Source organism: Streptomyces sp. NPDC030995, from assembly GCF_055571215.1.
The window spans coordinates 165,157-188,633 of sequence record NZ_JBVIFS010000001.1; the positions used below are offsets into that span (position 1 = coordinate 165,157).

Here is a 23,477-nt window from a genome sequence, read left to right on the forward strand (position 1 = left end):
TGCGCCGCTGCTGGGGCTCCGCCCCAGACCCCGCGCCTCAAACGCCGGCGAGGCTGAAAGACCGGGGCTCCGCCCCGCGCCCCGCGCCTCAAACGCCGGCGGGGCTGGATTGTGCGGCGAGGCTGGAGTGTGCGGCGGTGGTGAAGGAGCGGGGCTCCGCCCCGGACCCCGCGCCTCAAACGCCGGCGGGGCTGGAATTGTGCGGCGGGGCTACTGGCGGACCTTCAGGATGTCGCCCACGACGTTGTTCGGGAGGAGGGTGTTGCACTGCTGTTCCGCCGAGTTGGTGAGGGCGTCTTCGCGGCAGACGTAGAAGTCCTTGTAGGCGAGCTGCAGGGCGTACGAGCTCATCGCCAGCAGGATCGCCAGTGAGGCCGTGACCAGGCCGCTCACCGCCGCCGTTCGCTGGGGGCGGGCCGCGGGGCCCAGGGAGGCCAGGCCGGTCGGGGCGTCGGGGGCGTCCGGGGTGGTGGGCTTCGCCGGCTTGCCGCGCAGGGCGCTGATGCCCCAGTACAGGGCGAGCGCCCCCAGCAGCAGGCCCACCGACGGGATGCCGAAGATCCCGAAGAAGAAGCCCCACATGCCGGCGAGCAGCGCGTAGCGGGCGCGGCGCTGGATCGGGTCCGTCGGGTCCCAGCGCGCCGGACCCCGCTGGCCGTCCGAATCCCCTGGGCCGTCGCCGCTTCCGCCGTCGCCGCCGCTGCGCGGCTGCCACGGCTGGTCGGGCCGGCCCTCCGGCGGAGCCGCGAAGGGGTTGTCGTCGGTGGGGGACTCGGGCTGACGGCGGTCCGGCATCAGGTGTGTTTCTTCCCCTGTGTCATGGACGTCACGAGGACGTCGTGGCGAGGTGGGCCCAGTTCGCGGCTTGTAAGCCAGACGCTACCGCCCGGCCGTCCCCCCGTCCCTCGGGGGCCGTCCGGTGTGCCGGTATCGTTGCAGGCGGTCGATGGCTTCGTATGGTTCCCCGTATATCGGTACCCCGAAGTTTTGTATGACCACACAAAGACGAACACCGCAATTCCGCGAGAAAGGGCCTCCCATGGCCGCCTCCCGCCTGGTCGTGCTGGTCTCCGGTTCCGGCACCAACCTCCAGGCCCTCCTCGACGCCATCGACGCCCACCCCGGCGGATCCGAGGGCTTCGGCGCCGAAGTCGTCGCCGTGGGGGCCGACCGCGAGAACATCGCAGGCCTGGACCGGGCCGAGAAGGCCGGGATCCCCACCTTCGTCTGCCCGGTCAAGGCCTACGGGAGCCGCGAGGAGTGGGACACCGCGCTCACCGAGGCGACCGACGCGTACGCCCCGGACCTCGTCGTGTCCGCCGGGTTCATGAAGATCGTGGGCAAGGCGTTCATCGACCGCTTCGGCGGCCGGTTCGTCAACACCCACCCCGCCCTCCTCCCCGCCTTCCCCGGAGCGCACGGCGTACGGGACGCGCTCGCCTACGGCGCGAAGGTCACCGGCTGCACGGTCCACTTCGTGGACAGCGGCGTGGACACCGGTCCGATCATCGCCCAGGGTGTCGTCGAGGTCCGGGACGAGGACGACGAAGCCGCTCTCCATGAGCGCATCAAGGAAGTCGAGCGAGCACTGCTCGTCGATGTCGTGGGGCGCCTGGCCCGGCACGGCTACCGCATTGAGGGACGAAAGGTAACGATCCAGTGACCGCCGCAGACATCGCAGCGAGCAACGACCCGACCACGAACCAGCGGCCGATCCGGCGTGCGCTCATCAGCGTCTACGACAAGACGGGACTGGAAGAGCTGGCCCGCGGGCTGCACGAGGCGGGCGTCGCGCTCGTCTCCACCGGCTCCACCGCCTCGAAGATCGCCGCGGCCGGGGTGCCCGTCACCAAGGTCGAGGAGCTGACCGGCTTCCCCGAGTGCCTGGACGGCCGGGTCAAGACCCTGCACCCGCGCGTGCACGCCGGCATCCTCGCCGACCTGCGCCTGGAGGACCACCGCAACCAGCTCGCCGAGCTGGGCGTCGAGCCCTTCGACCTGGTGATCGTCAACCTCTACCCCTTCCTGGCGACCGTCCAGTCGGGTGCCACTCCCGACGAGTGCGTCGAGCAGATCGACATCGGCGGTCCGTCGATGGTCCGCGCCGCCGCCAAGAACCACCCCTCGGTCGCGGTCGTCACCAGCCCGGCCCGCTACGCCGACGTGATCGCGGCCGCCCAGGGCGGCGGCTTCGACCTCACCGCCCGCAAGCGCCTGGCGGCCGAGGCCTTCCAGCACACCGCCGCCTACGACGTGGCCGTGGCCTCCTGGTTCACGAACGCGTACGCGCCGGAAGAGGGCGCCGTCCTGCCCGAGTTCCTCGCGGGCGCGTGGGAGCGCAAGTCGACCCTGCGCTACGGCGAGAACCCGCACCAGGCCGCCGCCCTCTACACGGACGGCCTGCCGGGCGGACTCGCCAACGCCGAGCAGCTGCACGGCAAGGAGATGTCCTTCAACAACTACGTGGACACCGAGGCCGCACGCCGCGCCGCCTATGACCACGAAGAGCCCTGCGTCGCGATCATCAAGCACGCCAACCCGTGCGGGATCGCGGTCGACGCCGATGTCGCCGCCGCGCACCGCAAGGCGCACGCCTGCGACCCGCTGTCGGCCTTCGGCGGCGTCATCGCCGTCAACCGCCCGGTGACCGTCGAGCTCGCCGAGCAGGTCGCGGAGATCTTCACCGAGGTCATCGCCGCCCCCGCCTACGAGGACGGCGCGGTCGAGATCCTGGCCAAGAAGAAGAACATCCGCGTCCTGAAGGTGGACGGCACCCCGCACCAGCCGGGTGACCTCAAGCCGATCTCCGGCGGCGCGCTGCTCCAGCAGTCCGACCTCTTCCAGGCTGAGGGCGACGACCCGGCCAACTGGACGCTCGCCACCGGCGACGCCCTGTCCGAGGCCGAGCTCGCCGAGCTGGCCTTCGCGTGGAAGGCCTGCCGGGCCGTCAAGTCCAACGCGATCCTGCTCGCCAAGGACGGCGCCTCGGTCGGCGTCGGCATGGGCCAGGTCAACCGCGTCGACTCGGCGAAGCTCGCCGTCGAGCGGGCGGGCGCCGAGCGCGCGCAGGGCGCGTACGCCGCCTCCGACGCCTTCTTCCCCTTCCCGGACGGGCTCGAGATCCTGACGGCCGCGGGCATCAAGGCCGTGGTCCAGCCGGGCGGTTCGGTGCGCGACGAGCAGGTCGTCGAGGCCGCGAAGAAGGCCGGTGTGACCATGTACTTCACCGGGACCCGGCACTTCTTCCACTGAGGTCCCATGGCTACGGCGAAGGCCGCGTCCCGCACTGCGGGACGCGGCCTTCGCCGTAGCCGGTGGCCGGCCGGTGTCAGTACCGGGGGCGGTTGAAGTATTCGCTCGCGTCGCTCTTGGCGAGACCCACGATGATCCAGAGGCCGAGGCCCAGCGGGACCAGGGACATGATCAGGGAGGGGACGAGCACGGCGGCCGGAATGTGCTCGCTGGAGGAGGCGGCGGTGAAGGCGATCAGGTAGCTGATCGCACTGACGACGCCCGCCAGCGTGAGCAGCGAGCCGTAGACGATGCCGGAGGCGCGGACCCCGCCGCGGCCCTTGCTCAGCTTGGCGGCCGTGAGGATGGCCCACAGCGCGAAGGCCACGGAGATGGCGACGCCGACGGCGATGACGATGCCGGCGAAGGCGGCCATGTCATCCGTGCTCGAGCTGTACGAGTCGTGCGAATCGGCCGTGAAGAGCGAGGCGAGCACCGCGCCACTGATGAGCCAGAACAGGGCGCCCAGGGCCTGCAGACCGCCCAGGATGAAGAGGATGACCCGGGCTGCCTTCACGCCGCCGGGCATCTCGTACGCACTACCCGGGTTCGTGCCCGCGTACCCGGGCGGAGGACCACCCAGGTACGCCTGCGGCGCCTGCTGCGGGTAGGCGTAGCCGCCCTGAGGCGGGATGCCCTGCGGGGCCTGCTGGGGGTAGCCGTAGCCCGGCTGGCCCTGCGGGGCCTGGGGTGGCTGCTGTCCGTACGGATTGTGGGGGTCGCCGAAGCTCATCTTGGGGTGTTCCTCCGTGGAAGTGCGGGGACGCACGGCACACACGCGGAGGAATCCTGGATCGAGCGGTCCGCCCCCCGGCACTGCCCGCGGCACTCATTCGTTTTATCGTCGTCCGATTGGCGAGGGGTTGTCCAGCTCGTTGCGGTGCGGCCGGGTACTTGTTGTGCAAGTGCAATGAACCTTGCACTCCTGCGAGCGCCTTGACTGGAACCGGGGCCACTCCATCCGGGAGGATGGGGTCATGACCGCCCAGATTCTCGATGGCAAGGCCACCGCGGCCGCGATCAAGTCCGAACTGACCGCCCGTGTGGCGGCCCTGAAGGCCCGGGGCGTCGCCCCCGGTCTCGGCACCCTGCTGGTCGGTGACGATCCGGGCAGCCGCTGGTACGTCAACGGCAAGCACAAGGACTGCGCCGAGGTCGGCATCGCCTCCATCCAGCGCGAACTGCCCGCGACGGCCTCCCAGGAGGACATCGAGGCGGTCGTACGGGAACTCAACGCCAACCCGGAGTGCACCGGCTACATCGTGCAACTCCCGCTCCCCAAGGGCATCGACACCAACCGGGTCCTGGAGCTGATGGACCCGCTGAAGGACGCCGACGGCCTGCACCCCACCTCCCTCGGCCGGCTGGTCCTGAACGAGCCGGGTCCGCTGCCCTGCACCCCGTACGGGATCGTCGAGCTGCTGCGCCACCACGGCGTCGAGATCAACGGCGCGCACGTCGTGGTCCTCGGCCGCGGGATCACCGTCGGGCGCTCCATCGGCCTGCTGCTGACCCGCAAGTCCGAGAACGCCACCGTGACGCTCTGCCACACCGGTACGCGCGACCTCTCCGGGCTGCTGCGCCAGGCGGACATCATCGTCGCGGCGGCCGGCGTCCCGCACCTGGTCAAGCCGGAGGACGTGAAGCCGGGCGCGGCCGTGCTCGACGTGGGCGTGAGCCGCGACGAGAAGGGGAAGATCGTCGGCGACGTGCACCCCGGTGTGGCCGAGGTGGCCGCCTGGATCTCCCCGAACCCGGGCGGCGTCGGCCCGATGACCCGGGCCCAGCTGCTGGTCAATGTCGTCGAGGCGGCGGAACGGATCTCCAGTGCAGGTTGAACCGGACGCGCAGCCCGCGGCTGACAACGGTGTGACCGGCGCGAACGGCGTGACCGGCGCGAACGGCGCCGAGGGCCCCAGGTCCCGCCGCTTCCCGTCCGTCACCCGGGACACCGCCCGCCCCGAGGGCAGTGGCCGTGCCGTCCCCGGGGCGGTGTCCACGCCCGCCCGGCAGTGGCCGATGCTCAGCGTGCTCACCGCGACCGCGGCCGGGCTGCTGGCCACGGCGTTCGGGCATCCGCGGGTCGGCTGCCTGGTGATCGGCGTGGCCCTGATCGCGGCGTCGGTGCTGCGGCGCGTCCTGCCCTCGGTGGGGATGCTCGCGGTGCGCTCCCGCTACACCGACATGATCACGTACGGGCTGCTGGGCGTGGCGATCACGCTGCTCGCGCTGGTGATGGAGCCGAAGCCGTGGCTGGAGATTCCGTTCCTGGAGAGCGCGGTCCGCTTCACCGTGCGGTGAGGGACGCCGTACGGGCCCGAACTCCCTGGTCGAACAGGGGTCCGTGGGTCGTTCTGACCTTCGAACACCGGGGTCCGTGTGCCACGCACCACAGGGACCCGGGGGTTCGGCCGCTCGCGGGTCGGATAGCCTGACCGCGGATGTCTCTTCACGTCAAGATTTACTGGGAAGCGGCGTCCTCCAGCACATGGGGCAGGGACGCCCCACCGCCAGCTGTCTAACGGAGAACGCCATGACCCGCACTCCCGTGAATGTCACCGTCACCGGCGCCGCCGGCCAGATCGGCTACGCGCTGCTCTTCCGCATCGCGTCCGGTCACCTGCTCGGCGCGGACGTGCCGGTCAAGCTCCGACTTCTGGAGATCCCCCAGGGCATGAAGGCCGCTGAGGGCACCGCCATGGAGCTCGACGACTGCGCCTTCCCGCTGCTCAAGGGCATCGACATCTTCGACGACCCGAACCAGGGCTTCGAGGGCGCCAACGTCGCGCTGCTCGTGGGCGCCCGCCCGCGCACCAAGGGCATGGAGCGCGGTGACCTGCTCTCCGCCAACGGCGGCATCTTCAAGCCGCAGGGCGCCGCGATCAACGCGCACGCCGCGGACGACATCAAGGTCCTGGTCGTGGGCAACCCGGCCAACACCAACGCGCTCATCGCGCAGGCCGCCGCCCCGGACGTACCGGCCGAGCGCTTCACCGCGATGACCCGCCTGGACCACAACCGCGCGATCTCGCAGCTCGCGCAGAAGACCGGCGCCGACGTCACCGACATCAAGCGCCTCACCATCTGGGGCAACCACTCGGCGACCCAGTACCCGGACATCTTCCACGCGGAGATCGCCGGCAAGAACGCCGCCGAGGTCGTCAACGACGAGCTGTGGCTCGCCGACACCTTCATCCCGACCGTCGCCAAGCGCGGCGCGGCGATCATCGAGGCCCGTGGCGCGTCCTCGGCCGCCTCGGCCGCCAACGCCGCCATCGACCACGTGCACACGTGGGTCAACGGCACCGCCGCGGGCGACTGGACCTCCATGGGCGTCCCGTCGGACGGCTCCTACGGCGTCCCGGAGGGCATCATCTCCTCCTTCCCCGTCACCACCAAGGACGGCAAGTACGAGATCGTCCAGGGCCTGGACATCAACGAGTTCTCCCGCGCCCGCATCGACGCCTCCGTGCAGGAGCTCGTCGAGGAGCGCGACGCGGTCCGCGGGCTCGGCCTGATCTGATCTGATCGGATCCGGTCCGATCGCCTGATCCGATCGCCTGATCCGACCCGCTCTTCCCGAAGGCCCCGGTGCATTGCGCGCCGGGGCCTTTTGGCGTGATCGCGCCTGTCGTGTTCCCGATCGCCGCCCTATCGTTTCCCTCCGCACACCGAAAGGGGGATTCGGTGACAGGCAATGCGGATGACAGAGCTCCTGTGCACCCTTCGCTCAGCGAAGCGGGTCGGCTGCTGTGCGCCGGCACCTATCTCGACGCCGTGTACCGCGACCGGGTGATCCAGGAGCTCTACGTCCACGAGGAGCGCTTCGTCGCGCCCTCCTACGGCTTCGACGCCACCCGCGTCCTCGCCCACGCGCTCCAGGCCCGCCGCGCCGAGGTGGCCTGGGCCTCGGCCGTGGTGGGGGTGTGGGGCCTCGGGCTGCTGATGACCCAGGCGCTGCTGTTCTTCCTGCTGATCCCGGCCGCCTTCCTGAGCGGCGCCGGGCGGATCCAACGGCGCCGCGAGAAGGGGCGTCGCGCCAGCAGGTTCCTCGAATCCCTGCTGCGCGGGTGCGGCTACGTGCTGCTCGTCGGCGTCGGTCTGGGGGTGGCGGTCGGCGCGCTCCAAGGCAACGCGAACGTCGGAGGGGCCGACGACTCCGTCACGTTCCTCGAAGTCGTCACGAGGCAGCTCGAGTACAAGCCCTTCGGTCTCGTCACCGAGCTGCCCCGGCTGGGCTACCTGCTCGGGAACGCGTACGGCTGGACGGCCCTGATCGTCTTCTTCCTGCTCACCGTGGTCGTCGGCCTGCAGCGGGGCCACTTCGCCCGTGTCATCAGCACCTCGCTCAGCCGGTCGCGGTACGCCGACCCGAGCGCCGACCCCGCCTCGGGCGGCCGCTTCGCACGGGCCCGGAACCGGATCACGCGCACCCAGCACTCCCGCCTGATCATCTACAACGCCGACGACCCGTTCTGCGGCGCCGGCGAGGCCCACCGGCCCTGGCACCTGTCGGTCGAGCTGCGCCCCCAGGGCGACACCGAGCCCGAACCGCTCGACAACGCACGGATCGTGGCCCGGATCCGGCCGCGCCTGGAAGCCCTGCGCGTCCCGTCCCCGCACGGCTCGCCCGAGGCACAGGCGGCCGTCCTGGACCGGCTGCGGGAAATGGTCGTCGACGAGTGCGTGTTCATGCCGCCCGCCGAGCTGCCGGGCGGGCACGAACTGGACCTGTCGGAGCAGGCGTTCGCGACGCACCGGGCCGCAGCCGTCGAGGAGGGCGGGGAGCGGCGCCGCCACTTCCTGCGGGTCCGGGTCGGAGGCTGGGACGAGAACCTCGTCATCACCGTCTTCGTACGCGTCCACACGCAGGGCGGGATGCTGATGCTGGAGGTGGCGCCGCACGTGCTGCTGCCCGTACGGCCGGAGTTCCAGGAGGCCGACGACGTGGCCCGGCGGCACCTGCGGAACAGCCCCTTCGCCAAGGCGGTCTGGGCGCTCAAGAACGCCCCGCGCTCGCTCGGCGCGGCGCTCACCACCCTGTCGGGCGGCAGCCGGGCGCCGTGGCAGATCGCCACGGCGGGCCACGCGGGCGCGCTCCCGGCCGGTCCGGCCGTCTCCGTCCGCGAGCTCGCGGCGCAGGAGAACGCCTCGCTGTTCCAGCTGATGGACCTGGACCGGTACTTGAAGACGATCCAGGACCGGATCGTCGCCGGCGTGACCCTGGCCCTGCACGAAGCGGGCTGGCACACCGAGGAGTTCGCGGAGCGCGCGGTCACCGTGGCGGCGGGCGGGGTGTTCATCCAGTCGGTGAACCACAGCGCGTTCAGCGTGGGCGGCAGCGGACACAGCAACCACGCGGGCCACCACACGGGCGGAAGGAACAGCGATGACGGATGACGTGACGGGTGCTGGTGCGGGCGCGGGTGCGGATTCCGGTGCCGGAAGCGGGGAGGTGCGGATCGACCGCATCGACCGCAGCAGCTTCAGCATCGGCGGCTCCCACATCACCAACACCACCACCGTCCACCACGGCGGTACGGGGACGGGCGCTCCGGGCGCCGCGGAACTGCTGGAGGCCGTACGGGAGCTGCGCGCAGCCCTCGTACGCCTGCCCCGCAGCGCCGACCAGTCGGCCCTCGACGCCGAACTGGACGAGGCCGCCGGCGAGCTGGAGGAGGCCGGGCAGATCCGGCCCGGCCTGCCCGCGCGGCTGCGCGGGGCCCTGGAGCGCTGGGCTCCGCTGGTGGAGACGGTGAGCGCGGCCACCGCCCTCGGCGGGCTGCTCGCGGCGTTGGGGGTCTGACCGGTGTCCTCGGGCGGCGGCCCCCAGTGGAACCCGCAGTCGCAGCGCTGGGAGTGGGCGGAGCAGCCCCCGCAGCCCCCGCAGCCGCCGCGGCTCGGGGGACTGGGCCGGCTGCGGAGACCCTCGCCGACGGGCGGCCCGGGCCGGGAGTGGAAGGTCCCGCTGCTGGTGGCCCTCGGGGCCGCGGTGCTGGGCGGCTCCGCCGTGGCGGGGTGGTTCGTACTGTCCGGGCCGGATCCGAAGGCCCCCGAGGCACCCCCGTCGGCTTCGGGGACCCGCAGTCCGGCATCCGGTTCGTACACGGGCCCGTCCACGGGTCCGTCCACGGGCCCGTCGCCGAGCGCCGTCGCGTCCGCGAGCCCCTCGGCCCCGGGGTCCTACGCGGTGGTGCACGACGAGAACGGCTTCTCGGTCGCCGTACCGGCGGGCTGGGAGCGCAGCCTCAACGAGAACGGCAACGGCTCCTTCTACCGCCGGCCCGGCGACCGGAGCGCACTGCTCCAGATCTTCCGTGTCACCGAGCCCGCCGGCGTCGACGCGTGCGAACTGCTGCGGACCTCCTCCACGCACCTGAGCGCCAACAGCGGCTACCGGGAGGTCTCCCTCGCCCCGTCGGCCGGCGCGTCCTGCGAGCTGGTCTACGAGTACGACAGCGCGGAGTCCCGCGGCCGCCGCCGCGGGATCGAGCGGATCACCGCCGCCGCGGACGGCAGCCGGTGGGCGGTTCTGGTGGCGGGTCCGGCCACCGACGGTCCGGCGCTGCGCGCGAACCTGACGGCGGCCGTGGACTCGTTCAGGCCGGACTGACGGGACGGACGGGACGGACCGGACGGGACGGCCCGATCAGGCCTAGATCAGGCCTACTTGTACATGCCGGGGGTGTAGTGGCCCGGCACCAGGCGGGTCGTGACGCCGATCCGGTTCCAGACGTTGATCGTCGCGATGACGGCGATCAGCTGGGCCAGCTCGCGCTCCTCGAAGTGCCTCGCGGCCTTCGCGTACACCTCGTCCGGCACGAAACCGTCCGTCAGGACCGTGACGGCCTCGGTGAACTCGATCGCGGCCAGCTCCTTCTCGGTGTAGAAGTGCCGCGACTCCTCCCAGGCGCCCAGCAGCACGATCCGGTCGACGCTCTCGCCGGCCGCGATCGCGTCCTTGGTGTGCATGTCGAGGCAGAAGGCACAGTGGTTGATCTGCGAGGCACGGATCTTGACGAGCTCGACGAGGGCCGGGTCCAGGCCCTTCCTGGCCGCGATCTCCAGGGCCAGTACGGCCTTGTAGACCTCGGGGGCGAGCTTCGCCATCTGCATGCGCGGGGTGTGTTCGTGGGCGGTCTCGGTGGTGGCTGTGGTCGTCGTCATGTGATCCACCCTAGGAGGCAGGCGGCCCAGAGATATGGTCCATATCCATGACGCAATCGTGGGCCACTTTCGGAGCCGACCTGCATCTGGACCTGTCCGCCGGGCGCGGCCTGCGGGCCGGGCTCACCGAGGCGCTGCGGGAGGCCGCGCGCAGCGGCCGGCTGCCGGCCGGGACCCGGCTGCCGTCCTCCCGTACCCTCGCCGCCGACCTGGGCATCGCGCGGAACACGGTCGCGGAGGCGTACGCCGAGCTCGTCGCCGAGGGCTGGCTGACGGCCCGCCAGGGCTCCGGCACCCGCGTCGCCGAACGGGCCCGCCCGCGCCGCACCGCCGCCGCCGCCCGCGTACGGCACCCCGTGCGCGCGGGGCCCTCGTACAGCCTGCAGCCCGGCTCCCCGGACCTGGGCGCCTTCCCGCGCGCGGCCTGGCTCTCGGCGGCCCGGCGGGCGCTGACCGACGCGCCGAACGAGGCCTTCGGCTACGGGAGCGACGCGCGGGGCCGCGTCGAGCTGCGCCGCGCGCTCGCCGACTACCTGGCGCGGGCGCGCGGGGTGTACGCGGACCCGGAGCGGATCGTGCTCTGCGCGGGCTTCGTGCACGGGCTGAGGCTGCTGGCGGGGGCGCTGCGGGCGCGACGGGTGCGGGAGGTGGCGGTGGAGGGGTACGGCCTGGACTTCCACCGGGACGTGCTGGAGCGGGCGGGGCTGCGGACGCGACCGCTGGGGGTGGACGGGGAGGGCGCCCGTACGGGGGAGCTGACCGGGGCGGCGGGCGCGGTGCTCCTGACCCCGGCGCACCAGTTCCCGACGGGCGCCGCCCTGACCCCGGCCCGGCGGGCGGCGGCGGTCGACTGGGCGCGGACCACGGGCGGGCTGATCCTGGAGGACGACTACGACGGGGAGTTCCGCTACGACCGCCAGCCGGTGGGGGCGCTGCAGGGCCTGGACCCGGACCGGGTGGTGTACCTCGGCACGGCCAGCAAGTCCCTCGCCCCGGGGCTGCGGATGGGCTGGATGGTGGTCCCGCCGGGGCTGCTCGACGAGGTCCTGGCGGTCAAGGGACTTAACGACTGGACCTCCAGCGCGCTGGAGCAGCTCACGCTCGCCGAGTTCATCACCTCGGGGGCGTACGACCGCCACGTGCGGGGGATGCGGCTGCGCTACCGGCGGCGGCGGGACGAGCTCGTGGCGGCGGTGGGCGGGCGGGTGGCCGTGTCCGGGATCGCGGCGGGGCTGCACGCGGTGCTGGACCTTCCCGTGGGGACGGAGAGGTCGGTGCTGCAGTCGGCGGCCTGGCAGGATCTGGCCGTGCACGGCCTGGCGCGGTTCCGGCATCCGGAGGCCGAGCTCGCTCCGCGGGACGCGCTGGTCGTCGGCTACGGGACTCCGTCGGACAGCGCGTGGGCGCCGACGCTGGCGGCCCTTTCCGCCGCGCTGCCGTGAGGCTCCCGCCGGGGCCGGGGCCGGGGCCGGGGCCTGCCGGGTGCGGCGCCGTTGCCGGGGGCGCTGCCCCCGGACCCCCCGCGCCTCAAACGCCGGCGAGGCTGAAAGGGCGCCTCAAACGCCGGCGGGGCTGAAAGGGCGCCTCAAACGCCGGCGGGGCTGAAAGGGCGCCTCAAACGCCGGCGGGGCTGGATTTTCCCGGCGCGGCTGGGTCGGGTTCGCCGAAGCGGGCCAGGGCCAGGGATCCGGCGACGGCCACCACGAAGCCGGCCACCGCCAGCCACGCCAGGCCCTCGCGGGTGCGGTCGCCGAGCCAGGCGACGCCCACCACCGCGGGGCCGATCGTTTCGCCGAGGACCATGCCCGCCGTCGCCGTGGTCACCGAGCCGCGGGCCAGGGCCGAGGTGAGCAGGAGGAAGGCCGCACCGCCGCCCAGCAGGAGGGCGTAGAACGCGGGGTTGCGCAGGTCCAGGACCGAGTCGAGGAGCCGGACCGCGACCTCCACCACCCCGAAGCCCGTGCCCGAGGCCAGGCCGAGGACCAGCGCCCGCGGGCCGTCCGGGAGGCGGCCCGCCACCGCGCCGACCACCAGGACCAGCCCCGCCACCGCGAGCAGCCCCAGCTTCAGCGCGAGCGACCCGGTCTTCGCGCCCTCCTCGCCGGAGGCGAGCCCCAGCATCAGCAGCCCCGCGCACACCACCCCCACCGCGGCCCACTCCGTACGGGACAGCCGCACCCGCAGCAGCCGCGCCGCGACCACCGCCGTCACCGCGAGGCTCGCGGCCAGCGCGGCACCCACCGCATAGATCGGGACATGGCGCAGCGCGATGATCTGGAGCACGAAGCCGGCCGCGTCCAGGCCGAGCCCCGCCAGGTACCGCCACTGCCGCACGGCCCGCAGGAACAGGGCCGCGTCCACTCCGGACCCCGTGCCCGGCTCCGCCGCTCGCGTCGCGACCGCCTGCAGAACCGACGCCGTGCCGAAGCAGACTGCCGCACCGAGCGCACAAATCATCCCAATGAGCACGAACTGACTCTAGGTCACGGATCTCACGGCGGCTGGATTCCATCGGCCGGGGGCCCCGCTCTAGTCTGTCGGCAGCACGCCTCTAGGGGGAACAGCAGACATGGACAGCAGCACCAACCAGCGCCGTATGCGCTCCGGCGCCGTCGCACTCGGCGGCATGGGCCTGCTCGCGGCCACGCTCGTGGCCTGTGGCAGCAGCGACGAGCCGGACAAGCGCTGCGCGTCCCGCGCCACGCTGGAGAAGCTGAACAACAAGGAGTGCAAGAGCGGCGGGCGCGGCGCGTACTACTACGGCGGCTCCGTCGTCAGCGGCAAGGTCTCCGGCGGCAGCTTCGACAAGTCCGCGGTCACCCGCGGCGGCATCGGCGGCCACACCGGCTCCGGCTCCTCCGGCGGCTGATCCTCCATGCAGCGGCACAGCATCGAGCCCCGCCCCGGCTGGCAGAAGACCGTCGAGGAGCAGGGCCTGATCTACCCCCTCACCCGCTACCCCGACGACTCGCTGCGCCCCTACTGGGACGAGAGCGCCTACTACTCCTTCTCCCTCCCCGAGGTCGAGGCGCTGGAGAACGTCGTCGAGGAACTGCACGCCATGTGCCTGGCCGCGGCCGCGCACATCGTCGAGCACGACCGCTTCGCCGACCTCGGCATCACCGACGCCGGGCTCGCCGAGCAGATCGCCGAGTCCTGGCGCCGCCGGGCCGAACAGCCGTCCCTGTACGGCCGTTTCGACCTGCGCTACGACGGCACCGGCAGCCCGGCCAAGATGCTGGAGTACAACGCCGACACCCCCACCTCCCTGGTGGAGGCGGCCAGCCCGCAGTGGTTCTGGATGGAGGAACGGTTCCCCGGCGCCGACCAGTGGAACTCCCTCCACGAGCGCCTCGTCGACGCCTGGCGCCGGCAGGCCGAGCTGCTGCCGCCCGGCCCGCTGCACTTCGCGCACTCCGAGACCGACGAGCTCGGCGAGGACCTGATGACGGTCGCCTACCTCCAGGAGACCGCCGAGCAGGCCGGCCTGGACACCCAGGCCCTGTCCGTCGAGCAGATCGGCTGGGACAGCCTGTCCGGCCGGTTCGTGGACGAAAAGCTCCGCTTCATCCGCAGCTGCTTCAAGCTGTACCCGTGGGAGTGGCTGGCCACCGACGAGTTCGGCCCGCAGGTCCTCGGCACGTACGACCACGGCGGCGGCTCCGGCACCACCTGCTGGATCGAGCCCCTGTGGAAGATGCTGCTGTCCAACAAGGCGCTGCTCGCGATCCTGTGGGAGCTCTTCCCGGAGCACCCCAACCTGCTGCCCGCCTACCTCGACGGCCCGCGCGAGCTGGCCGACGCCGGAGGTACGGGGTACGTCGCGAAGCCGCTGCTGGGGCGCGAGGGCGCCGGGGTCACCCTCCACGAAGCGGGCGCGGACGGCGAGCCGTTCGTACCGGAGGAGGGGGAGCGGTACTGCTTCCAGGCGCTGGCCCCGCTGCCCGACTTCGACGGCAACCGGGTGGTGCTCGGCGCGTGGGTCGTCGAGGACGAGGCGGCGGGGCTCGGCATCCGCGAATCGGCGGGGCCGGTCACGGACGAGTACGCCCGCTTCCTGCCCCACGTGATCCTCTAGTTGCGCAGCTAGGCGGAGAGGACCGACCGGAGCTGGTCCAGGCCCCAGTCCAGGTCCTCCTTGCTGATCACCAGCGGCGGGGCGATCCGGATCGTGGAGCCGTGGGTGTCCTTCACCAGGACCCCGAGCTCCATCAGCTTCTCGGAGATCTCACGGCCCGTGCCGAGCGCCGGGTCGATGTCCACGCCCGCCCAGAGGCCGCGGCCGCGTACGGCGGTCACCGCGCCGCCGCCGACCAGCAGGTTCAGCTCCCGGTGCAGGTGGTCGCCGAGTTCGGCGGCGTGCTGCTGGTGCTCGCCGGAGCGCAGCATCGCGATCACCTCCAGGGCGACCGCGCAGGCCAGCGGGTTGCCGCCGAAGGTGGACCCGTGCTCGCCGGGCTTGAACACGCCGAGCACGTCCCGGTCGGCGACCACGGCCGACACGGGCACCACGCCGCCGCCGAGCGCCTTGCCGAGGATGTAGACGTCCGGGACGACCCCCTCGTGCTCGCAGGCGAAGGTCTTGCCGGTGCGCCCCAGCCCCGACTGGATCTCGTCCGCCATGAAGAGGACGTTCCGCTCGCGCGTCAGTTCCCGTACGCCGGCCAGGTATCCGGCGGGCGGCACCAGAACCCCGGCCTCGCCCTGGATCGGTTCCAGCAGCACGGCCACGGTGTTGGCGGTGACGGCGGCGTCGAGCGCGGTCAGGTCGCCGTAGGGGACGATCTCGAAACCGGGGGTGTACGGGCCGTAGTGGTCGCGGGCCTCGTGGTCGGTCGAGAAGGACACGATGGTCGTCGTCCGGCCGTGGAAGTTGTTGGCCGCGACCACGATCTTGGCCTGGCCGTCCGGGACGCCCTTGACCTCGTAGCCCCACTTGCGGGCGGTCTTCACCGCCGTCTCCACGGCCTCCGCGCCCGTGTTCATGGGCAGCACCATCTCCTTGCCGCACAGGGCGGCGAGTTCGGTGCAGAAGTCGGCGAAGCGGTCGTGGTGGAAAGCGCGCGAGGTGAGGGTGACCCGCTCCAGTTGCGCGCGGGCGGCGTCGATCAGGCGGCGGTTGCCGTGGCCGAAGTTGAGCGCGGAGTATCCGGCGAGCATGTCGAGGTATCTGCGGCCCTCCACGTCGGTCATCCACGCGCCGTCCGCGGATGCGACGACCACGGGGAGCGGATGGTAGTTGTGCGCGCTGTGCGCGTCGGCGGAGCGGATGGCATCAGCAGTTGTCGACACGGGGTCTCCGATCGTCGGTCTTGCCAGGTGAACCGGTGACGAGGGTGGCGTCACCTTCATATCGTCGCTTCCATATCGTCGCTCGTATCCCCGATGCAGAAACCTTCCTTTCAGCGCGGCCGCCACGGTAGCCACGCCCGCTAAGGTGAGGGGTACGCACGGCGACTGGCGCACGGAGAACGAACTCCGGGGGAGCCGTGCGCGTTCGACCGCACACAAGGCCGCTCGCCTGGGCCTCGCGGGGTACCGATCACATCGACCCCGGAGGAGCCCGCCATGTCCGCGAGCCGCCACCCCGCCCTTTCCGCGACCGACCCCGAGCTGGCGTCCTTCGTCGCCGCGGAGGAAGTGCTCCAGGCGGAGACCCTGCGCCTGATCCCCAGTGAGAACTACGTGTCCGCGGCCGTCCTGGAAGCCTCCGGCACCGTGCTGCAGAACAAGTACAGCGAGGGCTACCCCGGCCGCCGCTACTACGAGGGCCAGCAGAACATCGACCGCGTCGAGGCCCTGGCGATCGAGCGGGCGAAGGGCCTGTTCGGCGTGGACCACGCCAACGTGCAGCCGTACTCCGGCTCGCCGGCCAACCTGGCCGTGTACCTGGCCTTCGCGAAGCCGGGCGACACCGTGATGGGCATGGCCCTGCCGATGGGCGGGCACCTGACGCACGGCTGGGGCGTCTCGGCGACCGGCTCGTGGTTCCGGGGCGTGCAGTACGGGGTCCGCCCCGACACGGGCCTGATCGACTACGACGCGGTGCGCGAGCTGGCGCTGGCGGAGCGGCCGAAGATCATTTTCTGTGGCGGTACGGCGCTTCCGCGCACGATCGACTTCGCGGCCTTCGCCTCGATCGCCCAGGAGGCGGGCTCGATCCTGGTCGCGGACGTGGCGCACATCGCCGGCCTGATCGCGGGCGGCGCGCACCCGTCCCCGGCGGGGCACGTGGACGTCATCTCCACCACGACGCACAAGACCCTGCGGGGTCCGCGCGGCGCGATGCTGATGTGCCGGGAGGAGCACGCGAAGGCGATCGACAAGGCGGTCTTCCCGGGCCTCCAGGGCGGCCCGCACAACCAGACGACGGCAGGTATCGCGGTGGCGCTGCACGAGGCGGCGCAGCCGTCCTTCGTGTCGTACGCGCACGCGGTCGTCGCCAACGCGAAGGCGCTGGCCGCGGCGCTGCTGGAGCGGGGCTTCGACCTGGTCTCGGGCGGTACGGACAACCACCTGATCCTGATCGACCTGACGGGGAAGGACGTGCCGGGCAAGGTCGCGGCCAAGGCCCTGGACCGGGCGGGGATCGTCGTGAACTACAACACGGTCCCGTTCGACCCGCGCAAGCCGTTCGATCCGTCGGGCGTCCGGATCGGAACGCCGTCGCTGACGTCGCGGGGGCTCGGGGTCGAGCACATGCCGCAGGTCGCCGACTGGATCTCGCGCTCGGTGGACGCCGCCGCCAAGGGGGACGAGCAGGCCCTTGCCGCGGTCCGCGCGGAGGTCACGTCCCTGATGTCGGCCTTCCCGGCCCCGGGTCTCCCGCTGTCCTGACCCTGCGGCCCGGCTGCCGGGGGGCTGGATGTTTCAGCCCCTCCGGCGTTTGAGGAGCGGGGTTCGGGGCGGAGCCCCGGTCTTTCAGCCTCGCCGGCGTTTGAGGCGTGTGGTCTGGGGCGGAGCCCCAGCAGCGGCGCGGCGGAAAGCGGTCGCTCGGCCGGGGAGATCCGGCCGCCCTGATACCGCCCGGTACCCCCGCACGGCACCGGCACCGCCCCCGCGGCCCGGAAGGTTCCGGCCAGCGGCGGGCCAGAGCCCGCCCCCGCACCTGAGAGAATGAAGGCATGGCTTCTGATCGTCCTCGCGCGCTCTCCGGCATCCAGCCCACCTCCGGTTCGTTCCACCTCGGGAACTACCTCGGAGCCATCCGCCAGTACGTCGCCTTGCAGGAGACGCACGACGCCTTCTACATGGTCGTCGACCTGCACGCGATCACCATGCCGCAGGATCCGAAGGATCTCCGCGCGAACACCCGCCTCTCCGCCGCGCAGCTCCTCGCGTCCGGTCTGGACCCCGAGCGCTGCACGCTCTTCATCCAGAGCCACGTGCCCGAGCACGCGCAGCTCGGCTGGGTCATGAACTGCATCACCGGTTTCGGTGAGGCGAGCCGGATGACGCAGTTCAAGGACAAGTCCGCCAAGGGCGGGGTGAACAACGCCACCGTCGGCCTGTTCACGTACCCGATCCTCCAGGTCGCCGACATCCTGCTCTACCAGGCGAACGCCGTCCCGGTCGGCGAGGACCAGCGCCAGCACATCGAGCTGACCCGCGACCTGGCCGAGCGCTTCAACCAGCGCTACGGCCAGACCTTCACCCTCCCCGCCGCGCACATCGTCAAGGAGGTCGCGAAGATCTACGACCTCCAGGACCCGGCGATCAAGATGTCGAAGTCCGCGTCCTCGCCCAAGGGCCTGATCAACCTCCTCGACGAGCCCAAGGTCACCGAGAAGAAGATCAAGAGCGCGGTCACCGACACCGAGGCCGAGATCCGCTTCGACAGCGAGAAGAAGCCCGGCGTCAGCAACCTGCTCACGATCTACTCCACCCTCACGGGCGAGACGGTCTCCGAGCTGGAGACGAAGTACGAGGGCAAGGGCTACGGCGCGCTGAAGACCGACCTGGCCGGTGTGATGGTCGATTTCGTCACACCGTTCAAGAAGCGCACCCAGGAATACCTGGACGACCCGGAGACGCTGGACTCGATCCTGGCCAAGGGCGCGGAGAAGGCCCGTGCGGTCGCCGCCGAGACGCTCGCGCAGGCCTACGACCACCTCGGTCTGCTGCCCGCCAAGCACTGACGAACGCACCTACGGGCCGAGGGCCCTGGCAAGAAGGGGGGTGCTGCCGCCACACTGGGGCGGCAGCAGTCCACGGAGACAAGCGGAGGAGAGACATGGGGACCGTAACGCTCGGCGTTTCGATCGCGGTCCCGGAGCCGTACGGCAGCCAGCTCCAGGAGCTGCGCGCCGGCTTCGGGGACGCCGCCGCGCACGGCATCCCCACGCATGTCACCCTCGTGCCGCCCACCGAGGTGGAAGCGGACCGGCTCCCGGCCATCCGGGCCCACTTGACCGAGGTCGCGGCCGCCTTCCGGGCCTTCCGGATGCGGCTGGGCGGGACGGGAACCTTCCGCCCCCTCTCGCCGGTCGTCTTCGTCAAGGTCGTCGAGGGCGCCGCGGGCTGCACCCGCCTCCAGGGCGAGGTCCGCGACCCGCAGGGGCCGCTCAGCCGCGAGCTGGCCTTCCCGTACCACCCGCACGTCACGGTCGCCCACGGGATCTCCGAGGAAGCGATGGACGTGGCGTTCACGACCCTCGCCGAGTACGCCGCCGAGTGGGTCTGCGAGGGCTTCGCGCTCTACGAGCAAGGCTCGGACGGGGTCTGGCGCAAGCTGCGCGAGTATCCCTTCGGGACGGGGCCGGGCGGCGTCGTCCCGGCGCAGCCGGGCTGCCCGGCCGATGAGGCGGCGAAAGCGGCCGGGGCGGCCGTACGGCCCTCCTGACGGAGGGGCCACAGGGTCAGCCGGGCGGTACGCCGGGCGCGGAACCTCAGCCTTCGCAGGACCAGGGTGTGGAACGGACGCTCCGTCGGGGGCACTGGGCGAAAAGTCACAAACGAGGACCGTAGTACCCGAAAGCGATAATCCCGGCTATTTCCGTCGGCTCGTTTACGGTGACCCCATGGACTGGCTGACGAAACTCCCGGTGATCGGGCCGCTGGCGGCGCGTCTGATGCGTACGCACGCGTGGCGTTCGTACGAACGGCTCGACCGCGTGCACTGGAGCCGGCTCGCCGCCGCGATCACCTTCATCAGCTTCCTCGCGCTGTTTCCGCTGATCACCGTGGCCGCCGCGGTGGGCGCGGCGCTGCTCAGCCAGGAACAGCTGGACCGGCTGCAGAAGAACCTCGCCGAACAGGTCCCCGGCATCTCGGACCAGCTCAACATCGACGGGCTGGTCGCGAACGCGGGCACGGTCGGTCTCGTCGCCGGCGCGATCCTCCTCTTCACCGGCATTGGCTGGGTCGGCTCGATGCGGGACTGCCTGCGCGCCGTGTGGGAGAAGGACGACGAGGACCAGGGGAACCCCTTCGCCCGCAAGGGCAAGGACGGGCTGGTGCTCCTCGGCCTCGGCGGGGCGGGGCTGGCCTCGGCCGCCGCCTCGATCATCGGCTCCAGCGCGGTCGGGAGGTTCGGCGAGTGGCTGGGCATCCCGCGCGAGGGTGTCGGCGGCGGGCTGCTGCGGGCCGGCGCCTTCCTCGTGGGCGTACTGGCCGCCTTCCTACTCCTGCTGTACGTCCTGACCCTGCTGCCCGGCGTCGAACCGCCGCGCCGCCGCCTGATCGAGGCGGCCCTGATCTTCGCGGTGGGCTTCGAGCTGCTGAAACTGCTGCTCAGCGGCTATATGCGGGAGGTCGCCGCGAAGAGCATGTACGGGGCCTTCGGTGTGCCGATCGCCCTGCTGCTGTGGATCAACTTCGCGACGAAGCTGCTGCTCTTCGTCGCGTCCTGGACGGCGACCCGCGACGACGAGGGCGATGCCGATGGCGGCGAGGACGCCGATGCCGATGCCGACGCCGACGGCGCCGAAGGTCCCCCGGCGGGTGCGCAGGGGCCTTCCGGCGTCCGGTGAAACGGGTGAGTACGGCCTAGACGAGCTCCTCGTCCTTGCCGCGGCGGCCGCGGGGCCAGCGGCGGTTGATCACGAAGGCCCCGCCCGCCAGCAGGGCCAGCGCGCCGCCCGCGACGCCGAGCGCGGTGCCCGCGCCGCCGCCCGAGCCCGCACCGGACGCCGACGGGTTGTTCTCGTGGGACTGGGCCGGGGAGCCGACCGAGGAGGTGTCCGCGCTCTTCGGCGGCACCAGCTGACCCACCGGCTTGACCTTCCCGGTCGCCGCGAAACCCCAGTCGAAGAGCGCGGCGGTCTCCTCGTAGACCGAGTTCGCGCCGCCCGCGCCCGGGTTCATCACCGTGACCAGCAGCTTCCTGGAGCCCTGCTGCGCGGCTCCGGTGAAGGTGGAGCCGGCCATGGTGGTGTTGCCGTTCTTCACGCCGGCGATGCCCTTGTACGGGGAGATGCCCCCCGCACCCGTCATCAGCCGGTTGGTGTTCTGGATCTCGAAGTAGTCCCGTGGCTTCCCGGGCTCCTGCAGGCCGGGGAACTTCGCGCTCGCCGTGCCGCAGTACTCGCGGAAGTCCTGCTTCTGCAGCCCGGAGCGGGCGATGAGCGTCAGGTCGTACGCGCTCGACACCTGGTCGGGGGCATCGTAGCCGTCGGGGGACACGACGTGGGTGTCCAGCGCCTGGAGCTCCTCGGCGTGCGCCTGCATGTCCTTGACGGTCTTGTCGACGCCGCCGTTCATGGCCGAAAGTACGTGTACGGCGTCGTTCCCCGACCGCAGGAACACCCCCAGCCACAGGTCGTGGACGCTGTACTCGTGGTCCTCCTTGACCCCGACCAGGCTGCTGCCCGGGCCCACGCCGTCCATGTCCTTGTCGGTGACCTTGTGGACCTGTTCCTTGGGCAGGCTGGGCAGCACGGTGTCCGCGAAGAGCATCTTCATCGTGGAGGCCGGGGGGAGCCGCCAGTGCGCGTTGTTCGCCGCCAGGACCTCGCCGGACTCGGCGTCCGCCACGATCCACGACCGCCCGGTCAGGTTCGTCGGCAGGGCGGGCGCGCCCGGCAGCAGATTCACCTGGGTACCCGGCTGGCCGAGCAGGCTTCCGCCGACCGTGGACATGGAAGCGGGCGGTGCGGGCGCCGCCGGGGCCTTGGGCGGCTGGCCCTTTCCGTCGGCCGGCGGGGTCGGCGCGGCGTGTGCGGGGGCCACCAGCAGGGCGGGGACCAGCAACGCGGCGGAAAGGACCGTCAGAGCGGTCGTCTTGGCAGACACGCAGGTGAAATTACATCCCGATGAGCTGGGCGGCGCCACGGACCGGCCATTTCGCCCCAACCACCCCCGGGACAGCCCACCCCGGCGCGTCCGTCCTGGGGACGAATCCGATACTGGCCTCATGAAACTCGGCCGTACCGCCTCCTGGTTCCTGCTCGCCTTCGGCGTGTGGAGCTGGTTCATCTGGGTGTCTTTCGTCCGGAACCTGTGGAAGAACGGCAGTGGGCAGGCCTTTGATGCGGAGGGCGATCCCACTTCCTACTTCTGGGTTCACCTGACGCTCGCGGTGACGTCCTTTCTCCTGGGGACGGTGGTCGGTGTGATCGGGTTGCGCGGGGTCCGGGCGCTGCGGCGTGAATCACGTGGGGCCGACGGCACGGGCTCGGGCACCTCCGCATGAAGATCGCGATCTTCGTGCTGGTCGCGCTCGCGGTCTGCGCCCTCCTGGTCCTGGTGCACCGCTGGCTCTGGATCCGCCTGGTCCGCGACACCACGGCCCCCGGCGGCCTGCCCCGCCGGGTGGGCACGGTCCTGACCATCGCCCTGCCCCTCCTCTCCGCTGCCGCCCTGACCACAGGCCGCGCCGGGGCGCCCTTCTGGCTCCAGCAGACGGTGGCCTGGCCGGGGTTCCTCTGGCTCGCGGTGCTCCTGTACCTCACCCTGACGATGCTGGTCGCGGAACCGATCCGCGCGCTGTTGCTCCGCCGTCTGGCCCACCACGCCCCCGCCGGACTGATGCAGCCCGCCGGGGTCGTGAGCAACGGCGAGGCACCGGCACCGGCACCGGCACTGGAGCCGGAGCCGGAGCCGGAGCCGGAGGAGCCCGCACCGGGTCCGGCAGCCCCCGCCGCGGCCGGCCTGGACCTGACCCGTCGTCGGTTCGTCGCGCGGGCGGTCGGCGGGGCCGCCGCCGCCGTGGCCGTCGGGACCGTCGGTGCCGGCACGTACGGAGTCCTGCGCGGGCCGAGCGTCCGGCGGGTGCAGGTGCCCCTGGCCAAGCTGCCGCGCGCGGCGCACGGTTTCCGGATCGCCGTCGTCAGCGACGTCCACCTCGGCCCGGTGCTCGGCCGCGCCCACGCCCAGCGCGTCGTCGACACCGTCAACCGCACCCAGCCCGACCTGATCGCCATCGTCGGCGACCTCGTCGACGGCAGCGTCCCCGACCTCGGGCGGGCCGCCGAGCCGCTGCGCGGGCTCACCGCCCGCCACGGCTCGTACTTCGTCACCGGCAACCACGAGTACTTCTCCGGCGCCCAGCAGTGGGTCGACCACGTCCGCGAGCTCGGGCTGACGCCCCTGGAGAACGCCCGCCGCGCGCTGCCGTACTTCGACCTCGCCGGTGTCAACGACGTCCAGGGCGAGCTGGAGGGGTCCGGCCCCGACTTCCGGGCGGCCCTCGGCGATCGCGACCGGGCCCGCGCCGCCGTGCTCCTCGCCCACCAGCCCGTCGTCATCCACGACGCCGTCAAGTACGGCGTCGACCTCCAGTTGTCCGGCCACACCCACGGCGGCCAGCTCTGGCCCGGCAACTACCTCGCCGAGCTCGCCAACCCCACCGTCGCCGGCCTGGAGCGCTACGGCGACACCCAGCTCTACGTGTCCCGCGGAGCCGGTGCCTGGGGACCCCCGGTCCGGGTGGGGGCGCCGTCCGACATCACCGTCGTCGAACTCGCCTCATATCAGGCCTGACCCTCACCAAACCGGCAACGACCCGCTGGGAATCGGCCTTCTGTCGACTCTGTGCTTTCGTCCCGGCGGGCGTCGCCGCGATCTCAACCGGCAGCTGG

At 71.9% G+C, this 23,477-nt stretch carries 23 protein-coding genes and 1 riboswitch; of the genes, 17 read left to right on the forward strand and 6 right to left on the reverse strand.

Annotation, left to right across the window (positions count from 1 at the left end; all coding sequences use genetic code 11):
- Positions 1-210: 210 nt before the first annotated feature.
- A complete protein-coding gene (locus ACZ45T_RS00795) occupies positions 211-795 on the reverse strand; it encodes a hypothetical protein (RefSeq protein ID WP_468435988.1) in 585 nt (194 codons plus the stop codon).
- 244 nt (positions 796-1,039) lie between these two features.
- Here ACZ45T_RS00795 and purN point away from each other — a divergent pair, with 244 nt between their 5' ends.
- Both purN and purH read left to right on the forward strand, forming a co-directional pair.
- Positions 1,040-1,663, forward strand: coding sequence for a phosphoribosylglycinamide formyltransferase (gene purN / locus ACZ45T_RS00800; protein ID WP_468435990.1), 624 nt, complete (start codon positions 1,040-1,042; stop codon positions 1,661-1,663).
- Positions 1,660-3,252 (forward strand): bifunctional phosphoribosylaminoimidazolecarboxamide formyltransferase/IMP cyclohydrolase, encoded by a 1,593-nt coding sequence (purH, locus tag ACZ45T_RS00805; RefSeq protein WP_468435992.1) that lies wholly within the window; start codon positions 1,660-1,662, stop codon positions 3,250-3,252. Before purN ends, purH begins: the two co-directional genes overlap by 4 nt.
- A 76-nt stretch (positions 3,253-3,328) precedes the next feature.
- Here the strand turns inward: purH and ACZ45T_RS00810 are convergent, their stop codons facing one another.
- A complete protein-coding gene (locus ACZ45T_RS00810) occupies positions 3,329-4,024 on the reverse strand; it encodes a proline-rich domain-containing protein (RefSeq protein WP_468435994.1) in 696 nt (231 codons plus the stop codon).
- Between the two features lie 244 nt (positions 4,025-4,268).
- Between ACZ45T_RS00810 and ACZ45T_RS00815 the strand changes: the two genes are divergently transcribed.
- The 6 genes from ACZ45T_RS00815 to ACZ45T_RS00840 all read left to right on the forward strand — a co-directional run bounded on the left by ACZ45T_RS00815 (position 4,269) and on the right by ACZ45T_RS00840 (position 9,904).
- Positions 4,269-5,129: a bifunctional methylenetetrahydrofolate dehydrogenase/methenyltetrahydrofolate cyclohydrolase gene (locus tag ACZ45T_RS00815; RefSeq protein WP_468435996.1), complete on the forward strand. Its 861-nt coding sequence runs from the start codon at positions 4,269-4,271 to the stop codon at positions 5,127-5,129.
- Positions 5,119-5,592 carry a DUF3017 domain-containing protein gene (locus ACZ45T_RS00820; protein ID WP_468435998.1) on the forward strand — a complete coding sequence of 158 codons (474 nt, stop codon included), beginning with the start codon at positions 5,119-5,121 and terminating at the stop codon, positions 5,590-5,592. Before ACZ45T_RS00815 ends, ACZ45T_RS00820 begins: the two co-directional genes overlap by 11 nt.
- A gap of 232 nt (positions 5,593-5,824) precedes the next feature.
- On the forward strand, positions 5,825-6,814 hold the full coding sequence (locus ACZ45T_RS00825) for a malate dehydrogenase (RefSeq protein WP_468436000.1): 990 nt from the start codon (positions 5,825-5,827) through the stop codon (positions 6,812-6,814).
- A 194-nt stretch (positions 6,815-7,008) separates the two neighbouring features.
- A complete protein-coding gene (locus tag ACZ45T_RS00830; RefSeq protein ID WP_468436002.1) occupies positions 7,009-8,691 on the forward strand; it encodes a hypothetical protein in 1,683 nt (560 codons plus the stop codon).
- A complete protein-coding gene (locus ACZ45T_RS00835) occupies positions 8,681-9,097 on the forward strand; it encodes a hypothetical protein (protein ID WP_468436004.1) in 417 nt (138 codons plus the stop codon). The genes ACZ45T_RS00830 and ACZ45T_RS00835 overlap by 11 nt, the downstream gene beginning before the upstream one ends.
- Positions 9,098-9,100: 3 nt before the next feature.
- Positions 9,101-9,904 (forward strand): hypothetical protein, encoded by an 804-nt coding sequence (locus tag ACZ45T_RS00840; RefSeq protein ID WP_468436006.1) that lies wholly within the window; start codon positions 9,101-9,103, stop codon positions 9,902-9,904.
- Between the two features lie 53 nt (positions 9,905-9,957).
- On the opposite strand, the gene ACZ45T_RS00845 is transcribed toward ACZ45T_RS00840, so the two are convergent.
- Positions 9,958-10,458 carry a carboxymuconolactone decarboxylase family protein gene (locus tag ACZ45T_RS00845; protein WP_468436008.1) on the reverse strand — a complete coding sequence of 167 codons (501 nt, stop codon included), beginning with the start codon at positions 10,456-10,458 and terminating at the stop codon, positions 9,958-9,960.
- 47 nt (positions 10,459-10,505) lie between these two features.
- Here ACZ45T_RS00845 and pdxR point away from each other — a divergent pair, with 47 nt between their 5' ends.
- Positions 10,506-11,900 (forward strand): MocR-like pyridoxine biosynthesis transcription factor PdxR, encoded by a 1,395-nt coding sequence (gene pdxR, locus ACZ45T_RS00850; protein WP_468436010.1) that lies wholly within the window; start codon positions 10,506-10,508, stop codon positions 11,898-11,900.
- A gap of 172 nt (positions 11,901-12,072) precedes the next feature.
- Here the strand turns inward: pdxR and ACZ45T_RS00855 are convergent, their stop codons facing one another.
- Positions 12,073-12,915: a DMT family protein gene (locus ACZ45T_RS00855; RefSeq protein WP_468436012.1), complete on the reverse strand. Its 843-nt coding sequence runs from the start codon at positions 12,913-12,915 to the stop codon at positions 12,073-12,075.
- 112 nt (positions 12,916-13,027) lie between these two features.
- Between ACZ45T_RS00855 and ACZ45T_RS00860 the strand changes: the two genes are divergently transcribed.
- Together ACZ45T_RS00860 and ACZ45T_RS00865 are read left to right on the forward strand one after the other, a co-directional pair.
- Entirely contained in the window at positions 13,028-13,327 is a 300-nt protein-coding gene (locus ACZ45T_RS00860; protein WP_468436014.1) for a hypothetical protein, read from the forward strand.
- A gap of 6 nt (positions 13,328-13,333) precedes the next feature.
- Positions 13,334-14,536 carry a glutathionylspermidine synthase family protein gene (locus ACZ45T_RS00865; RefSeq protein WP_468436016.1) on the forward strand — a complete coding sequence of 401 codons (1,203 nt, stop codon included), beginning with the start codon at positions 13,334-13,336 and terminating at the stop codon, positions 14,534-14,536.
- An 8-nt stretch (positions 14,537-14,544) separates the two neighbouring features.
- On the opposite strand, the gene rocD is transcribed toward ACZ45T_RS00865, so the two are convergent.
- The gene (rocD, locus tag ACZ45T_RS00870) at positions 14,545-15,750 is read right to left on the reverse strand and encodes an ornithine--oxo-acid transaminase (RefSeq protein WP_468436018.1); all 1,206 of its coding nucleotides are present in this window, start codon (positions 15,748-15,750) and stop codon (positions 14,545-14,547) included.
- A gap of 151 nt (positions 15,751-15,901) precedes the next feature.
- Positions 15,902-15,992, forward strand: a riboswitch (ZMP/ZTP riboswitch).
- A gap of 34 nt (positions 15,993-16,026) precedes the next feature.
- Between rocD and ACZ45T_RS00875 the strand changes: the two genes are divergently transcribed.
- The 4 genes from ACZ45T_RS00875 (at position 16,027) to ACZ45T_RS00890 (ending at position 20,429) form a co-directional block, all read left to right on the forward strand.
- Positions 16,027-17,295, forward strand: a complete 1,269-nt coding sequence (locus ACZ45T_RS00875; RefSeq protein ID WP_468436020.1) for a serine hydroxymethyltransferase — start codon at positions 16,027-16,029, stop codon at positions 17,293-17,295.
- A 287-nt stretch (positions 17,296-17,582) separates the two neighbouring features.
- Positions 17,583-18,596: a tryptophan--tRNA ligase gene (trpS, locus tag ACZ45T_RS00880; RefSeq protein ID WP_468436022.1), complete on the forward strand. Its 1,014-nt coding sequence runs from the start codon at positions 17,583-17,585 to the stop codon at positions 18,594-18,596.
- A 95-nt stretch (positions 18,597-18,691) separates the two neighbouring features.
- Complete coding sequence (locus ACZ45T_RS00885) at positions 18,692-19,300, forward strand: 2'-5' RNA ligase family protein (protein ID WP_468436024.1); 609 nt, start codon at positions 18,692-18,694, stop codon at positions 19,298-19,300.
- A 178-nt stretch (positions 19,301-19,478) separates the two neighbouring features.
- Positions 19,479-20,429 carry a YihY/virulence factor BrkB family protein gene (locus ACZ45T_RS00890; RefSeq protein ID WP_468436026.1) on the forward strand — a complete coding sequence of 317 codons (951 nt, stop codon included), beginning with the start codon at positions 19,479-19,481 and terminating at the stop codon, positions 20,427-20,429.
- A 16-nt stretch (positions 20,430-20,445) separates the two neighbouring features.
- On the opposite strand, the gene ACZ45T_RS00895 is transcribed toward ACZ45T_RS00890, so the two are convergent.
- The gene (locus ACZ45T_RS00895; protein WP_468436028.1) at positions 20,446-21,690 is read right to left on the reverse strand and encodes a D-alanyl-D-alanine carboxypeptidase family protein; all 1,245 of its coding nucleotides are present in this window, start codon (positions 21,688-21,690) and stop codon (positions 20,446-20,448) included.
- 121 nt (positions 21,691-21,811) lie between these two features.
- On the opposite strand from ACZ45T_RS00895, the gene ACZ45T_RS00900 reads away from it, so the two are divergent.
- Positions 21,812-22,090: an SCO4848 family membrane protein gene (locus ACZ45T_RS00900; RefSeq protein WP_468436030.1), complete on the forward strand. Its 279-nt coding sequence runs from the start codon at positions 21,812-21,814 to the stop codon at positions 22,088-22,090.
- Positions 22,087-23,379, forward strand: coding sequence for a metallophosphoesterase (locus ACZ45T_RS00905; RefSeq protein WP_468436032.1), 1,293 nt, complete (start codon positions 22,087-22,089; stop codon positions 23,377-23,379). The genes ACZ45T_RS00900 and ACZ45T_RS00905 overlap by 4 nt, the downstream gene beginning before the upstream one ends.
- The last annotated feature ends 98 nt before the right edge of the window (positions 23,380-23,477 follow it).

What these genes read in the sequence shown, in the direction of transcription:
- ACZ45T_RS00795 (WP_468435988.1), bottom strand. Translation starts at nt 795, where the DNA reads ATGCCGGACCGCCGTCAGCCCGAGTCCCCCACCGACGACAACCCCTTC.
- purN (WP_468435990.1), top strand. Translation starts at nt 1,040, where the DNA reads ATGGCCGCCTCCCGCCTGGTCGTGCTGGTCTCCGGTTCCGGCACCAAC.
- ACZ45T_RS00810 (WP_468435994.1), bottom strand. Translation starts at nt 4,024, where the DNA reads ATGAGCTTCGGCGACCCCCACAATCCGTACGGACAGCAGCCACCCCAG.
- ACZ45T_RS00815 (WP_468435996.1), top strand. Translation starts at nt 4,269, where the DNA reads ATGACCGCCCAGATTCTCGATGGCAAGGCCACCGCGGCCGCGATCAAG.
- ACZ45T_RS00825 (WP_468436000.1), top strand. Translation starts at nt 5,825, where the DNA reads ATGACCCGCACTCCCGTGAATGTCACCGTCACCGGCGCCGCCGGCCAG.
- ACZ45T_RS00835 (WP_468436004.1), top strand. Translation starts at nt 8,681, where the DNA reads ATGACGGATGACGTGACGGGTGCTGGTGCGGGCGCGGGTGCGGATTCC.
- ACZ45T_RS00845 (WP_468436008.1), bottom strand. Translation starts at nt 10,458, where the DNA reads ATGACGACGACCACAGCCACCACCGAGACCGCCCACGAACACACCCCG.
- pdxR (WP_468436010.1), top strand. Translation starts at nt 10,506, where the DNA reads ATGACGCAATCGTGGGCCACTTTCGGAGCCGACCTGCATCTGGACCTG.
- ACZ45T_RS00855 (WP_468436012.1), bottom strand. Translation starts at nt 12,915, where the DNA reads ATGATTTGTGCGCTCGGTGCGGCAGTCTGCTTCGGCACGGCGTCGGTT.
- ACZ45T_RS00860 (WP_468436014.1), top strand. Translation starts at nt 13,028, where the DNA reads ATGGACAGCAGCACCAACCAGCGCCGTATGCGCTCCGGCGCCGTCGCA.
- ACZ45T_RS00865 (WP_468436016.1), top strand. Translation starts at nt 13,334, where the DNA reads ATGCAGCGGCACAGCATCGAGCCCCGCCCCGGCTGGCAGAAGACCGTC.
- ACZ45T_RS00875 (WP_468436020.1), top strand. Translation starts at nt 16,027, where the DNA reads ATGTCCGCGAGCCGCCACCCCGCCCTTTCCGCGACCGACCCCGAGCTG.
- trpS (WP_468436022.1), top strand. Translation starts at nt 17,583, where the DNA reads ATGGCTTCTGATCGTCCTCGCGCGCTCTCCGGCATCCAGCCCACCTCC.
- ACZ45T_RS00885 (WP_468436024.1), top strand. Translation starts at nt 18,692, where the DNA reads ATGGGGACCGTAACGCTCGGCGTTTCGATCGCGGTCCCGGAGCCGTAC.
- ACZ45T_RS00890 (WP_468436026.1), top strand. Translation starts at nt 19,479, where the DNA reads ATGGACTGGCTGACGAAACTCCCGGTGATCGGGCCGCTGGCGGCGCGT.
- ACZ45T_RS00900 (WP_468436030.1), top strand. Translation starts at nt 21,812, where the DNA reads ATGAAACTCGGCCGTACCGCCTCCTGGTTCCTGCTCGCCTTCGGCGTG.
- ACZ45T_RS00905 (WP_468436032.1), top strand. Translation starts at nt 22,087, where the DNA reads ATGAAGATCGCGATCTTCGTGCTGGTCGCGCTCGCGGTCTGCGCCCTC.